11 protein-coding genes are annotated in these 15,331 nt (G+C 53.9%); 8 read left to right on the forward strand and 3 right to left on the reverse strand.

Features of this window, described 5'->3' with window-relative positions:
• Positions 1-4: 4 nt before the first annotated feature.
• Positions 5-2,722: a putative LPS assembly protein LptD gene (locus CA832_RS07345; RefSeq protein ID WP_088340941.1), complete on the reverse strand. Its 2,718-nt coding sequence runs from the start codon at positions 2,720-2,722 to the stop codon at positions 5-7.
• A 110-nt stretch (positions 2,723-2,832) separates the two neighbouring features.
• Here CA832_RS07345 and CA832_RS07350 point away from each other — a divergent pair, with 110 nt between their 5' ends.
• The 8 genes from CA832_RS07350 to CA832_RS07385 all read left to right on the forward strand — a co-directional run bounded on the left by CA832_RS07350 (position 2,833) and on the right by CA832_RS07385 (position 13,275).
• Entirely contained in the window at positions 2,833-4,122 is a 1,290-nt protein-coding gene (locus CA832_RS07350; RefSeq protein ID WP_198944455.1) for an N-acetylmuramoyl-L-alanine amidase family protein, read from the forward strand.
• Positions 4,123-4,181: 59 nt separating this feature from the next.
• On the forward strand, positions 4,182-5,150 hold the full coding sequence (locus tag CA832_RS07355) for an MlaD family protein (RefSeq protein ID WP_088340942.1): 969 nt from the start codon (positions 4,182-4,184) through the stop codon (positions 5,148-5,150).
• Entirely contained in the window at positions 5,150-6,487 is a 1,338-nt protein-coding gene (locus CA832_RS07360; protein WP_088340943.1) for a (Fe-S)-binding protein, read from the forward strand. The genes CA832_RS07355 and CA832_RS07360 overlap by 1 nt, the downstream gene beginning before the upstream one ends.
• A 4-nt stretch (positions 6,488-6,491) precedes the next feature.
• Positions 6,492-7,286 carry a (Fe-S)-binding protein gene (locus CA832_RS07365; protein ID WP_088340944.1) on the forward strand — a complete coding sequence of 265 codons (795 nt, stop codon included), beginning with the start codon at positions 6,492-6,494 and terminating at the stop codon, positions 7,284-7,286.
• Positions 7,287-7,300: 14 nt separating this feature from the next.
• Positions 7,301-7,789: an ABC transporter ATPase gene (locus CA832_RS07370; RefSeq protein WP_088340945.1), complete on the forward strand. Its 489-nt coding sequence runs from the start codon at positions 7,301-7,303 to the stop codon at positions 7,787-7,789.
• A gap of 51 nt (positions 7,790-7,840) precedes the next feature.
• Positions 7,841-10,756: a glycoside hydrolase family 3 N-terminal domain-containing protein gene (locus CA832_RS07375; protein WP_088340946.1), complete on the forward strand. Its 2,916-nt coding sequence runs from the start codon at positions 7,841-7,843 to the stop codon at positions 10,754-10,756.
• Positions 10,757-10,785: 29 nt separating this feature from the next.
• Positions 10,786-11,925, forward strand: a complete 1,140-nt coding sequence (gene bshA, locus CA832_RS07380) for an N-acetyl-alpha-D-glucosaminyl L-malate synthase BshA (RefSeq protein ID WP_088340947.1) — start codon at positions 10,786-10,788, stop codon at positions 11,923-11,925.
• Between the two features lie 168 nt (positions 11,926-12,093).
• Positions 12,094-13,275 carry an OmpA family protein gene (locus CA832_RS07385; RefSeq protein WP_233131763.1) on the forward strand — a complete coding sequence of 394 codons (1,182 nt, stop codon included), beginning with the start codon at positions 12,094-12,096 and terminating at the stop codon, positions 13,273-13,275.
• A 75-nt stretch (positions 13,276-13,350) separates the two neighbouring features.
• Here the strand turns inward: CA832_RS07385 and CA832_RS07390 are convergent, their stop codons facing one another.
• Positions 13,351-14,157, reverse strand: a complete 807-nt coding sequence (locus tag CA832_RS07390; protein WP_158211899.1) for a GNAT family N-acetyltransferase — start codon at positions 14,155-14,157, stop codon at positions 13,351-13,353.
• Positions 14,158-14,267: 110 nt separating this feature from the next.
• Positions 14,268-15,326 carry a GNAT family N-acetyltransferase gene (locus CA832_RS07395; protein WP_088340949.1) on the reverse strand — a complete coding sequence of 353 codons (1,059 nt, stop codon included), beginning with the start codon at positions 15,324-15,326 and terminating at the stop codon, positions 14,268-14,270.
• Positions 15,327-15,331 lie beyond the last annotated feature (5 nt).

The raw sequence follows: 15,331 nt of genomic DNA on the forward strand, positions 1-15,331 counted from the left end.
GCGTTTAGTTAAAATTAGAGCGCTGGCTCCGGTTTTCCCATTTCAGGTCTTTCAGGACGCTGGCCTTGATGCCTATAAAAAAGTACCAGCGTTCGAATTGCCCGAACGGCGTCCAGTCAAACTTCAGGTTGAAACTACCCAAATCCCGCTGGAATCGAAGTTGCGTGACCCCAAAACCGTTGCGGACAAAATCGTAGGACGAGGAGACCCCCACCTCCCAGCGCGGGGACAAACTGATATTCCCCGAGAACATCAGGGAATGGTTGGAAATATCTCCGTTTCGGTTGGTGTTGGTGTAATTCATAGCATACTGGAGTCGCACATCCCAGGGTATTTTGGATCCCCAGGAAGGGTTTTCCACATTGTCAGGGTCCCGGTTGTCGAAAGCGCTCTGGTTAAAGTTTTCGGCCCGGCCAAACAAATCGTCCGTACGGCCACCACTGGCGGCTACGTAGTTATCTCCGCTATAGGGGTCATCCTCGTCTTCACGGTCGCCCGCTTCGTCCCGCCTGAAATCTTCGCTGCTCAGGCGGTAACTGATATTGAGCCTGGCATTGGTAAGGCGCAGCAGGCCTCCGCCGCTGTTGATGTTGAGGGTATTGATCCGTCGTCCATTGTTGTCGATGGTGTAGGGGTCCAGGCTGGCACCGAAGTTGACAGACATCTTGTTGTCCAGCAAATTGGTCCCTCCGGTCATACTTATCGGGCTCAGTTTTAAGGAGTCCGCTTCAAAGTTGTAACTCGTGCTGAAGTTCAGGCTGTTGAGCAGAAAAATCTTTTTGGGCTCTGTGGCAGTCGAATCCCGGTCCCGGACCTTAGCCTCCAGGGTGTTGGCCAGGGAAAAGGACATAGAGCTGGATTGTTGCCTTCTTGGGGTGCCGTAGAGGGTGTTTTCGAAGCGTGTAAAATAGATCTGATCACCCGTGGTTTCATTGACCACCTCTTCGTAATACTGGTCGAAGGAGGGCGCCCAGCCATAGCTCACTTGCGGCCTTACGATATGCCGGAGTGCCTGGATGGTCTTATCTTCCCCGAAGTTGAAGGTACCGTACAGGGTGGTCCCTATACTGGCATTGAGGCTGTATTGGTTAAACCGGTCAAAACCTTCTACCGTATCGCGCACAATGGTTTGAGTTTCCTCGTCGTAACGCTGGTCAAAGGTGTCTCCTGTCCAGATTTCCTCGTAAGTACCGCCCAGGCTGACACTGAAATACTTGGCAACCTTGAAGTTGGTTGCGATAGGGATGCGGTGGCGGGCTCCCATCCGGGCATCGTCAAACATCCGGCCGGTCAGGAAGTCCTCACTGTTGGTTCGGATACTGTTGCGGCCGTTCAGGTCGTACTGGAAGTTGATATTCTGAATGGCCCCTTTCTTGATCCCGTCCCTTTTGGCAAAAGGGAAAATCCGCTCCATACTGGCCTGCAGGGTGGGCAGGGTCACATCTACAACATCGGTGTTGGTATTCTGGTTATGGGTTGCTGTAAGGCTTACATTCACCGAGGGGTAGGCCGGGAAGGTTTTCGAATATGAAATGGAAGAAGAGAGGTTGTTTACCTGGGTGTTGGGCAGGTTTTGCTGGATAAGGGAGTTCCGGAAATACTGGCTGCTCCCCAGGTTCACCGAGGCGGAAAACCGGGAATTCGGGTTAGACTTAGGGTCCTGGCTGTGGCTCATCTGGATGTTGTAGATGGTGGTCCGGCTGTAATCGTCGAAACCTTTCTGCGAGGTCACCAGGTTTTCGTACCGGAAATTCAGGTTCCCCCGGAAACGGTACCGTTTGGCATAGACGCTTTGTGTCCGGAAGCCGTAGCTACCGTTGGTATACAGGTCTCCCGTAAGGGTGAGGTCCACATAATCCGAAATGGGCAGGTAATACCCCCCGTTTTGAAGGAAGTAACCCCGGCGGGCATCGTTGCCGAAGGTTGGCATCATAATCCCCGCAGTGCGCCCTACGGTAAGCGGAAAGTAGGCAAAGGGCAGGGCCACGGGGGTTGGGACATCCACAATATACAGGTTGCTGTAGCCCGCGATCACCTTTTTACCCGGAACAAATTTGGCCTTGCGGATCCGGATGTAATAGTCCGGGTCCAGCGTGTCTTTGGAGGTGGTAATACGGCCTTCGCTGAGGAAGTAAACCGAGTCGTTTTCCTTCTTGGTCCGCTGGGCATACACCTTCATCGCTTCGCTTCCCAGGCGCCCGATCCCACCGGCCTGCTGTTCGGTGCGGGAATTCCAGATAATGGCTTTTTCGGATTTGAAGTTAAAGCGGATAGAATCCGGGATGACCTCGTTGGAACCCTGTTTGAAGAAGGGCAGCTGGGAATAGGTGCCCAGCGAATCCTTGATCCGCCCGGCATAGACCTCATTATTCACGTAGTCCAGTACGATAACACCGGCCTTTAGCTCGGTATCCTGGTAATAGATCTCCGCCTCATTGTAGAGGTAGATTTTCTTTTCCTTCTGGTTGATGCGGACATAATCCTTGGCCTTGTAGATGACCTTATCCAGCAAAGCTCCTCCGGAAGGTTGAATCGTATCCTGAAGGGTCGTGTCCGGGGCCTGCCCCATTTCCACCATGAGGTCGGAGAGGTCGGGGGCTACAAGGGAATCTCCTACGGGGGCTATGGGAAGGGCAACAGGGGCACCCTCCTGAGCCGATAATCCAAGCGACGCCAGCAAAATCACACCCAGGAAAAGAAAGTTCCGTTTATTTGAAAGCAAGGCGATAAATCCTATTTTTGTAAGCGTTGGCTTCGGATTCCGTCGTCAAACTTACATATTTTTCAGGCTGCAGCGCCTACATTACCATAAATTTAACCCGCTTGAAATCCATGATGTTGCCCGCTATCAAAGGGATACACCCCAAACTGACTGTCTTGTTGGCGCTTTGTTTCGCCTGGCTTACGCCCGCCTTGCCGCAGGCGGCCGATCCCGTCGGGGCAGGGGCATTTACCGTGGTTCTGGATGCGGGTCACGGAGGGCACGACCCGGGAAACCTGGGTAATGGTTTTCTGGAAAAGGATATCGCCTTGAGGATCGTCCTGGAAGCGGGAAAGGTGCTCCAGCAAACCGAAGGGGTAAAAGTGATTTATACCCGGGACAATGACAGTTTTGTGGACCTTTACGTCCGGGGGGAAATCGCCAACAAGGCCAAAGCCGACCTTTTCGTCTCGGTCCACTGCGATTCCCATACCTCCAATGCCCATGGTGCAGGAACATTCGTGCTGGGCCTCCATGCCAACAAGCAAAATTTTGAGATTGCCAAGAAAGAAAACTCGGTCATCTACCTGGAAGACAATTATGAGACCCGGTATGCGGACTACGATATCAATTCCCCTGAATCCGTTATTGGCCTTACCATCATGCAGGAAGAATTCCTCGACCAGAGCATCCTGTTGGGAAAGCTCATGCAAGACCGGTTTACAGGTAATTTGGGACGCAATGACCGGAAGGTGAAGCAAGCGGGCTTTATCGTGCTCCACCAGACCTTTATGCCCAGTGTTCTGGTAGAAACCGGATTCCTTACCAACAAGGAAGAAGGCCGGTACCTGAACTCCCAGAAGGGGCAACGGGAGATCGGTCAGGCTATTGCCGATGCCATACTGGAGTACCGCCATTCGGTTCGCGTAGGGGGCCCCGTGCCCACTCTGGCCCCGGATCCTGAACCCGCCGTAACCCTTAAGGAAGAAGCGCCTGAAATGGTTCCGGTACCAGATGATCCCAATCCTGACCCCATAGTCCTGGAAAACGCCAAACCGGACCCGGCTGCTGCGGAGACCACGGAAGTCGTGGCCGGAGTAGTGGAAAATACCCGTACAGAAGAGGCAGCGGATACTGAGGTAGGAAAGCCGGAAACCGGCAAGATCGTCTATAAAATCCAGCTCATGGCGGTCAGCAAGGATCCGGACTTGTCCCCGGAGCGCTTCGGGGGGCTTGGCAACCTTTCCAAGGAGGCCTTTAACAATGTGTACAGGGTCCTGTACGGCCAGACCATTTCCTACGAGCACGCCAAGCTCCTGCAAAAAAATGCCGTTCAGAAGGGGTTCCCTTCGGCATACATCGTGGCCTATAAGGACGGACAGCGCATACCCATTACGGACGCCATGGAATCCAGCCAGTAGCTGGCAGCATGCATCCGAAAATTATTTCTAATTTTGTTTGAAACGCAAAACGGGACGGATTGAAACTCTCCAGAGAATTTAAAACGGGAATTATCGTTATCGGAGGCATCCTCCTGTTCATCCTCGGGTTCTCCTACCTGAAAAGCTCCCCCTTGTTCGACGACAGCAAGACCTTTTACGCCGTTTACAGCCATGTTGGGGGACTGCAACCCGGTACCCAGGTCAGCATTAACGGGTTCTCTGTAGGCAAAGTGAACGATATCCGCTTTAAGGATGAGAGCGGGCAACTGGTAGTGACCTTTTCTGTGAATAAGTCCTTCGAATTCTCCAGCAACAGTATTGCGGAGCTCTACGACACGGGAATTATCGGGGGTAAAGGGATCCAGATCCAGCCTGTTTTTGATGGGGCACCAACCGCCAAAAGCGGTGATACCCTGCAGGCAGCTACCCGACCGGGCCTTACCGAGCTGGTACAGCAAAAATTAACCCCACTGCAAATGAAGGTGGAAGGCGCTGTATCCAATGCGGACTCCCTGTTGGTTAATGTTAATGAAGTATTGGATCCCACTACCAAGAAGAACCTGAGGGAAGCCATCAGCGGCCTTAATACCCTTGTTGCCACTTTTCAGGGAAGCGCCGATAAACTCAATACTCTTCTGGGTGAAAACCAGACCCAGCTGGACAGCAGTCTGAAAAACATCGACCAGATTACCCGGAATTTTGCCCGCATCTCCGATACACTTGCCGATGCCGGCCTGGGCGAGACTGTGGCTCGTTTGGAAACCACCCTGGCCAGCCTCGATGCCCTTATGGCGCGTCTGGAAAGCGGGGAGGGCAGTATGGGTAAGCTGATGAAGGACGAGGCCCTGTATGATAACCTGGAAGCCTCCTCGCGTCAATTGGAATTGCTCCTGCAGGACTTCCGCCTGAATCCGAAGCGGTATGTAAACGTCTCGGTTTTCGGGAAGAAGCAAAAGGAATACACCGTGCCGGAAAATGATCCGGCCGACCAAAACCAACCCGATTGATGGAGTACCTCCCGAACATCCTTTTCCTCCTGGCTCTCGTAGCCGGGGTGGGTTTTTTCTCGCGAAACATTCACAGGCTTATCCGCAACATACGCCTGGGGAGGGAAGTAACTCCCGAAGGCCCCCGAAGCGAGCGCTGGAAAAATATGGCCCGCATCGCACTGGGGCAGCAAAAAATGGTGGTCCGCCCCCTGGCGGGCATCCTCCACATGATAGTCTATGTGGGGTTTATCATCATTAATATCGAGGTCCTAGAAATCATCATAGACGGTCTGTTGGGCACCCACCGCGTCTTTGCTTTTCTGGGTCCGGTCTACGATTTCCTGATTGGCAGTTTTGAGATCCTGGCCTTGCTGGTTATCGTTGCTGTAATCCTCTTCTGGCTCCGCCGGAATGTGGTAAAGCTCGCCCGCTTTTGGAAACCGGAGATGAAGGGTTGGCCCAAGAAGGACGCAGACTGGATCCTGTATATCGAATTTGTCCTAATGTGCCTGTTCCTGACCATGAATGCGGCCGACTTTCGCTTGCAAGAACTGGGAGAGGCCCATTATGTCCAGGCAGGTGCCTTCCCGGTAAGCAGTATTTTGGCTCAGGCCTTTCAGGGGATGTCGGCAGCCTCCCTTGTTGTTCTGGAGCGCGCCGCCTGGTGGCTGCATATTCTGGGAATCCTGTTTTTCCTGAATTACCTCTATTACTCCAAGCACCTGCACATCCTGCTGGCGTTTCCCAATACCTGGTGGGCTAGTCTCTCCCCTAAGGGTGAGATGGGCAACCTGGAATCGGTGAAACGGGAAGTGGCCCTGATGATGGACCCCAATGCCGATCCGTTTGCTGCCCCTGCTGCCGATGCCCCCCCGCCCGAAAAGTTCGGGGCTTCGGACGTCATGGACCTCACTCGGGTGCAATTGCTGGCAGCCTATACCTGTACCGAATGCGGCCGGTGCACCAGCGAGTGCCCTGCCAACCAGACCGGTAAGAAACTCTCGCCCCGGAAAATCATGATGGACACCCGGGACCGGCTCGAGGAAGTCGGGCGTGCTCTTACAGCCTCCGGTGGTGCCTGGGAACCGGATGGTAAACAACTACTGGACGATTACATTACCCGGGAGGAACTCTGGGCCTGTACAACTTGCAACGCCTGTACCGAAGCCTGCCCAGTGAGTATTGATCCCCTTTCCATCATCCTGGATATGAGGCGCTACCTGGTTATGGAACAATCGGCGGCTCCTTCAGAACTCAATGTCATGATGGGCAATGTAGAGAACAATGGGGCGCCATGGCCGTTTAACCAGATGGACCGGTTGAACTGGGCTAGCGAAAACGAAACAAGCGCGTAAGGCAATGGAAGGACAGATGAAAATACCGACAATGGCAGAACTTGCGGCGGAAGGAAAAACGCCTGAGGTTTTGTTTTGGGTGGGATGTGCCGGGAGTTTCGACGACCGCGCCAAGAAAATTACCAAGGCCTTTGCACGCCTGCTCCAGAAAGCCGGCGTTGGCTTTGCGGTGCTGGGTACTGAGGAGAGTTGTACGGGAGACCCAGCCAAAAGGGCCGGGAACGAATTTCTCTTCCAGATGCAGGCCGCGGTGAATATCCAGGTACTCAACGGTTACGGAGTACGCAAAATAGTAACCACCTGCCCCCATTGTTTCAATACCCTTAAAAACGAATATCCCGGCCTGGGCGGAGACTATGAGGTGATGCACCATACCCGCTTTTTACAGGACCTGATCCGGGAAGGTCGTCTTACCCTGGAGGGTGGAACCTTCAAAGGAAAGCGGATTACCTACCACGACCCGTGTTACCTGGGCCGTGCCAACGGGATATACGAAGCCCCCAGGGCACTAATCCGCCAGTTGGATGCCGAGCTGGTGGAGATGAAGCGTTGTAAGACACGTGGGTTGTGCTGTGGAGCGGGAGGAGCCCAAATGTTCAAGGAGGCCGAAAAGGGCGACAAGGAAATCAATATTGAACGTACGGAGGAAGCCCTGGACACCCGGCCGGAAGTGGTCGCCGCTGCCTGTCCGTTTTGCAATACCATGCTAACGGATGGCATTAAGAACAAGGAAAAGGAGCAGGAAATCAAGGTTTTTGACCTGGCCGAACTTTTGGCCCAGGCTGCAGACCTGGAATAAATGCAAAGGATGGTATGTTAGTAGATTTTCAGCAGCTACCGGATAATGCCCGGATTTGGGTCTACCAGTCGGACAGGCCCTTTACCGAAGAGGAATGTGAACAGATCCTACGGGATACAGCGGCCTTCCTGACGGCATGGACCGCCCATGGAGCTTCTCTTAAAGCAGGTTTCGAACTCCGGTACCGGCGCTTCATCGTTATCGGGCTCGACCAGAGCCTCAACAGTGCCTCGGGTTGTTCCATCGACGCCTCTGTCCATTTCATCCAGCAATTGGAAAAGCGCTATGGCGTTACCCTGCTCGACAGGATGAATGTCACCTATCGCCAGGGCGATTACATTGCCTATAAATCCCTTTCGGACTTCCGTAAAATGGCAGGTGCCCGATCTGTTAGTGCCAATACGGTTGTCTTTAACAACCTGGTAGCCACCAAAAAAGAGTATATCGACGATTGGGAGGTGCCGGCAGCGGAAAGTTGGCACAATCGTTTTTTTAAGGCCTGAGACGGTTCCTAATAGGGCCGGATAGGATTCACGATATAAACCATAATACCCATGCGCTTGTACCGGGCGTGCAGCTTACTGATTTTCTTATCTGTCCAGTTTCTTATGGGGCAGCGCCACCCCCTTCAGGCAGAAGACAGCCTGGCCCAGGCCCGTTGGGTAGACGGCCAGTACGAAAATATGACCCCCGAACAACGCATAGGCCAGTTGTTTGTGGTTATGGCCCATTCCGATCAGGGCCCTGCCCTGGAAGCTAAAATCCTCTCCTGGATCCGAGAGTACCAAATCGGCGGGCTGGTGTTCAGTACAGGCGGACCGGTCCGCCAGGCCAGATTAACCAATACCTTCCAAAACGCTTCATCCACCCCGCTGCTAATCGCCATGGATGCCGAATGGGGCCTGGCGATGCGTCTGGATTCTACCTACGCTTTCCCCTGGAATGGCACCCTTGGGGCTGTAAGGGATACCGCCCTGCTCGAGCAGATCGGTTACCGCATGGGCCAGCATGCCCGGAGGCTGGGGGTACAAATGAATTTTGCGCCTGTAGCCGATATCAACACCAACCCTGAAAACCCGATAATAGGCAACCGCTCCTTTGGGGAAACCCCTGCCGGGGTAGCCCTTAGGGCCCGCCTGTTGATGCAGGGGATGCACCGCGCCGGCATACTCACCAGCGGGAAGCATTTTCCCGGTCATGGCGATACCTCGGTAGACTCCCATAAGGCCTTGCCACAGATTGGGTTCGGGAAGGAGCGCCTGGATTCCATTGAGCTTCTCCCATTTCGGGAACTGGTAGATGCAGGACTATCTTCGGTCATGATCGCCCACCTGAATGTCCCAGCCCTTACCGGATCTGAAACCCTGCCGACTTCCCTTTCCGAGACGCTCATTAACAGGACCTTAAAGCAGGAGCTGGGGTTCCGGGGCCTTGTTGTTACGGACGCCCTCAACATGAAAGGGGTTACAACTTATTCCGCAGGGATAAACCCCACTCTGGAAGCGTTCCTGGCCGGGAATGACATGTTGCTGATGCCCCAGAATCTGGAGGCAGACCGCGCAGCCCTTTTAGAAGCATACCGAAACGGGACCATCAGCGAGGAGCGCCTGGAGTACTCCGTCAAGAAGATCCTTATGGCCAAATACAAGGCAGGTCTTCCGGAACTTCAGCCCGTTCAAGAGGAGAGCCTTTTCCAGGACCTGAATGCCCCGGAAGACGACCTCCTTTACGAGGCCGCCATGGAATCGGCCATCACGGTGCTGAAAAACCATGTGGATATCCTGGGTATCCGTCGGTTGGAGAATAAGAAAATCGCCTATGTAAAGCTTGGCGATTCAGATCATGGACCTTTTCTCGAAGCCCTGCGGCGTTATGCCCGTGTCGACGAGGTTTCGGGAGGTAATCCGCAGGAGTTGCTTTCCCGGTTGGCCGATTACAACCTGGTATTGCTGGGGATGCACACCTCAAATGCCTCTCCCTGGAAGGCGCATCACTTCAGTGAGGAGGACAGGCAACTCCTGCAGGGCGTTAGCCGGCTGCGCACGGCCAATTCTATCCTGACGGTGTTTGCCCGCCCCTATATCCTGGGGGAATTTGCGGATTATAACGGTATTGACGGCTTGGTAATGGCGTACCAGAACAGCCCGATAGCCCAGCAGAAGGCTGCTGAACTCCTTTTCGGGGCCATCCCGGCCAAAGGCCGGTTACCGGTCACGGCGCATCCGGATTTTCCCGTGGGGAGCGGCCTGGACGTTCCGGCCCTGGGGCGCCTGGGCTACAGCTACCCGGAACGCGTCGGGATGGATCGCCTGGCCCTTTCCCGGGTCGATACGCTGGTGCAGCACGGCCTGGATTCCCTGATGTTTCCCGGGGCGCAAGTCCTGGTGGCCCGGCACGGGAAGGTCATATACCACAAGGCGTTCGGGCACCATACCTACAACCGGAACCAGGAGGTTCGCCTCACGGATTTGTACGACCTGGCCTCCCTGACCAAAATCCTGGCGACCCTGCCCATCCTCATGCAGATGGAAGAGGAGGGATCCATCCGCCTCAATGACACCTTTGCCGACCTGCTCCCGGAGTATGCCGATACCGAACTCCGGGACGTTACCGTTCTTAAGGCCCTAAGCCATTACGGCCGGCTACCCTCCTGGATCGCATTTTACCTGGATACCCTCAATAAGAACCGCAGGCCCTCGGACGTGTTTTACACCGAGCGCCCGCAGGAGGGGTATTCCATAAAGGTGGCAGACCGGCTATACCTTACAGATGCCTACAAAGACACCATCTACAACCGTATTGGCCGGCAGGAACTCAAATCCAATCGCTACCGCTATAGCGATGTGGCGTACTACGTTTTCAAGAAATACATCGAACAGCAAAAAGGGGTACGCCTCGATACCCTGGCCCGGGTGTTCCTTTACGACCCCCTGGGCGCAACCCGTACTGCCTTTAATCCCATTGAGCGCTTTTCCAGGGGAGAGATAACCCCAACAGAACGGGACGACTATTTCAGGTACCAGGAAGTCCGCGGCTATGTCCACGACATGGGTGCTGCCATGCAAGGTGGAGTAGGGGGGCATGCCGGTTTGTTTGCAACGGCCGGGGATGTAGCCAAAATTATGCAGATGTACCTCCAGGGGGGGTACTACGGCGGAACACGATTCCTTCAGGACCGCACTGTGGAGAAATTCAACAAATGCTATTTCTGCCACAAGAATGTAAGACGTGGCGTCGGCTTCGACAAGCCCCAACTCGAGGATCCCGGTCCAACCTGTGGTTGTGTTTCCAAACGCAGCTTTGGCCATAGCGGGTTTACCGGCACCTATACCTGGGCAGACCCGGACTCGGGTATCCTCTATGTCTTCCTTTCCAACCGCACCTACCCAAAGTCGTCCAATACCCTGCTGATCCGCTCGGGCCTCAGGACCCGCATCCAGCAGGCTATTTATGATTCCATTAGACTTTAGGGCAGGAATAAAATGGTAGCTTTGCTATTATGAAGATCGCCATCGTATGCTACCCTACCTTCGGAGGGAGCGGGGTAGTGGCTACCGAACTCGGCATCGCCCTGGCACAGCGGGGGCACGAAGTGCACTTTGTCACTTACCGCCAGCCGGTACGCCTGGAGCTGCTCAGTAACAATATCCATTTCCACGAAGTCCATGTACAGGAATACCCCCTGTTCCACTACCAACCGTATGAACTTGCCCTTTCCAGCAAGCTGGTGGACACAGTGAAAATGTACGGGATAGACCTGTTGCACGTCCATTATGCCATTCCGCATGCCTATGCCGGCTATATGGCCAAGAAAATGCTCGAGGAAGAAGGCATTCAGCTGCCCATGATCACCACCCTCCACGGGACGGATATCACCCTGGTGGGCAAGCACCCGTTCTACAAACCTGCGGTAAACTTCAGCATCAACCAGTCCGATGTGGTGACATCGGTTTCCCAGAGCCTGAAGGAGGACACCCTGTCTTTTTTCGAGATCCGCAAGGATATCCATGTGATCCCGAATTTCATAGACAAGCGCAAATACACCCGGACCCCAGAAAATTGCCAGCGCCACCTGATGGCGGATGCCGATGAGCGCATCATCACCCACATCAGTAATTTCCGGAAGGTAAAGCGGGTTCGGGATGTGGTGGAGGTCTTCTACAAGGTGCAGCAGCAAATCCCCTCCAAGCTTATCCTGGTGGGCGAAGGCCCCGAGCGGGAAGGGGTGGAGCTCATGATTGAAGAGCTGGGGATTGTAGACAAGGTCATTTTCCTGGGCAACAGTAATGAAATAGAACACATCCTTTGTTTTTCCGATTTGTTCCTCTTGCCTTCAGAGAAGGAGAGTTTTGGCCTGGCGGCCCTTGAGGCTATGATCAATAAGACCCCGGTCATTTCCAGCAATACCGGGGGGATTCCCGAACTCAACGTGCATGGGGAAAGTGGTTTCCTCAGCGACGTGGGCGATATCGATTCCATGGTAGGACACGCCCTTACCATCCTTGGGGACGATACGGTCCTTCAGGGGTTTAAAGAACGGGCCTACGACCGCGCCCTGGAGTTTGATCTCCTCCGCATCCTCCCCATGTACGAAGCCGTCTACGAATCGGCCTATGAAATGCGCCTGAAAAAGGCATAGGGTGTTTTTCAGCGGTCATCCGTTGCAGTAGGTCGAACGGGCGTTCATCGACGAACGACCATTTTCACTTTTCTTTCCCCTTAGGTCGAATAATGTGGTATTTCATGGATATGTCGGTGCAGCCCACTTGGCTGCCTCCTACCTTTGGTGTATCCTAAATCTGACATTATGGACCTGCGCAAACAACTACTACTATGGCTATCCGTTACCCTGGCCTTCTCAATGAGGGCCCAGGAAACCCTGCCCGAATTCACAAAACAGGACAGCGTTGCCAGCAGCTACTGGCTCCTTGGTCTTGGGGTTAATGCTGTGGACGATTCCGGCCAGACCCTGAGTTATTTCCCGGATTTCGGGAATCACCTCAATATGGTTCCCTATCCTTCCAGGATCAGTGCAGGCCGGTATTTCAAAAGCGGATTGGGCCTGGAACTTATCGGTTCCTATAACCGGTATAAGGAAGGTAACCTGATAGACGGAGTCATTATCACAGAGGACATCCCCTACTGGGCCATTGATACACGCCTTAGCTATGATTTGAACAAACTGGTTGGCCACACAGGTTTTTTTGACCCGTACCTCGGAGCCGGGATAGGGTATACCGATGCCAATAACGTAGGGCGCGGCACCTATAATGCGGTTGTTGGTTTCCGCATCTGGCTTTCGGATGACTGGGGCCTGGACCTAAATTCCAGCGGGAAGTGGTCCTTTGGAGACGAAGCCAGTAATCATATGCAGCATGCGGCAGGAGTGGTTTACCGCTTCGACACCGAATACGAACTTACCCGCAAGGGCAGGGAAAAGGCGCAATTGCGCCAGGAACTGGAAGAAGCCATGCAGCGTCGCCAGGATTCCCTGATGGCAGCCCGTGCAGAAGAGGAGCGTCAGCAACGACTGGCGGAGGCTGCGGAGGCCGAGCGCCTGGCAGCCCTTGAACGGGAAGAAGCAGCCCGGAAGGCCGCCGAGCAAAGCCGTAAGGATAGCCTCAAAGCAGAGCTGTCTTCCATGGGGCGGGTGCAATACGCATTCGATTCGTCTTACCTGAGCAAGGAGTCCAAGGAGGTATTGCGACAGGTGGCAGCTTTCATGCAAGCTAACCCCACCCTGAAAATCGGGATACACGCACATGCCGATTCACGTGGTCCGGCGCCGTATAACCAATGGCTCTCCGAAAGGCGCGCAGAACGCGCCAGGGACTATCTCATCTCCCAGGGGACCGATGCCTCGAGGCTTACCGCCACCGGGCACGGGGAAACCCAACTCCTAAACGACTGTGCCGACGGGGTGCGGTGTAGTTCTGCCCAACATGCCGAAAACCGGAGGTGTGACTTGGAAATCACGGTTTTCGAATAAAAGTTTATACGGGTCGTTTCCTGATGCCCATAATACAACCCGTAAGAATCCCGCAACCGGTTTCCGGTTGCGGGATTATTTTTTCAGGGTGCTGCGGATGCGGCGGTAGAGCTGGTCTGCCTTCCAGGATTTGAGCTGGTTTTTAAGCCGGAGCAAGCCGATGCGGCTAAGGGCGTAAACGCGGGCCGTTATGGAAGACTTCCGGTAAATAATCCAGGTGTTGAACCTGTAGGTATAATTGCACCACTCGTCTTTATAGCGCATGGGCCCCATCCCCATGTCGAACAGGAGGTAGTTGTTTTTAAGGGCCCACTCCAGTTGTTTGTAGATCAGGATATGCCCCATGCCGTAGTTGCCGAATTCCAGGTCGTAGGATGGGATTGAGAAAGAGAAGACGGGTCCCCAGTGTCGGTTAAAGCAGATCGCGATGGGTTTGGTTCCCTTGTAGATCAGGAAAAGCGATGCGCGCTTACTGTGAATCAGATCCAGTCCGATTTCTTCAAGGGATTGCCAGGTGCGGAGGCGCTCGTGCTGGTCACCGCGCTCCTGGAAACGCGCTTGGATCATTTTCTTTAAAGCATCCATAGCTTCCGTATATACTTCCTGAGTCGCATCGGGGCCAAAAAGCCATTCATAACGGATACTTCCCGAAGCTTCGAGCTTGCGGGTTTTGCTTCTAAGAGACGTGCGTAAACGGGGCTTGAGCTGTTTTCTGACATAGGAACCGGCATCCTGCAAGCCCTGGAGGTCTATGGCATAGCCGTCCATATCGTAAGCCTTAAAGTGGTCATAGCCAGGTCTCAGAACAGGTTCGAGGTATTCCGGCACTACCCACCACCGGTACAGGGGAGCCTGGGAGGAGCCTCCTGGTAATAACGGCATCTCTTCGCTTTTCCCAGGCAGCAATAGACCTCTGTAAACGAGTTGCTGACAAGCCCAAGGCAGGGGGGCACCTTCATAGAAGTCAAAAAAGAACCGATTGTATATGGGTTTCATGCCTCATTTTTTGGGGTTTCAGAACCGGAATCGGGCAGCCTGTCCTCCCAGCGATACCCTTCCAGCAGCCGGATGCGGCGCCTGTACAGGAACCGGTCCATCTGGAAGCGTTTACCCAGAAATCCGATATCGCGCAGCCACTGTCGCAGGCGCAATAGTGCAATGCTTATTTGTGCTTTTATGGCAGCAATTAGGTGCTGCTTCCTGTGGCATACCCAATAGTCCAGGGTATAGGTATGGTTACACCACTTGTCCTTGAAGGCGTTGTCTCCTTTGGAAAAGTCATACCATGTGACTCCCAATTCCAAAGATCTTTCAAGTTTTCGGTACATGGCCACATCGCCAAGGTTATAGTGAGCGTAGGCCGGGTCGAAGGTCTGCATAAACCCGAACATGATGGCGTTATGGCAAAAGGCAATGGAATAGGAAATGGGCCGCTGCCCGTCTTCCATGACCATCAGACAAGCCTTTCCACCACGGATTAGCGGTTTGAAAATAGGGTAGTACTCGGCCCAATAGAGCAGGTTGCGGTTAAAGGTGCGCTTTTGGTCAAAGCGCTGACGCAGTAATTGGTAAAAGCCCTGCATGTGTTTCAGGTAAAGCGCGTCTGAGATCTCGCCACAAAAAAAGGAGGTCCGGATGGCACATTCGCGTTCTAACTTTCGGATTTTGCCCCTCAGGGCACTCCGGCGTTTCGCGCTGAATTGTCGTTGCAGGTAGTCGTCGATGGTCTTTATCTCCCGAAGGTCTGCTGCATACCCATTGTATTGTGGGACTACCTGTACCACCCATTCGGCATGTTCCGATTTGGGCTTTATTTCAAGATACCCGGGAATGTCTGTAACATGCAGTACGTGCTGATGTCCGGACGGTTCTTTTCGGGAGGTGGCCGACAGCCACGAGGTGCCCTGGAACCGGATTTGCGGATTTGCCATGGAAGATACCGAGCCGGAAAGAAACAAATCGAACAACACATTGTGTACCGCATCGGAAGAATGTGGATGCTGCCCCTCCTCCCGGGCAGTTTGCTTCTTTTCTGTTGCGTCGGTTGCCATAGGGG

Origin of the sequence: Robiginitalea sediminis, assembly GCF_002198115.1 — a bacterium.
Taxonomy (GTDB): domain Bacteria; phylum Bacteroidota; class Bacteroidia; order Flavobacteriales; family Flavobacteriaceae; genus Robiginitalea; species Robiginitalea sediminis.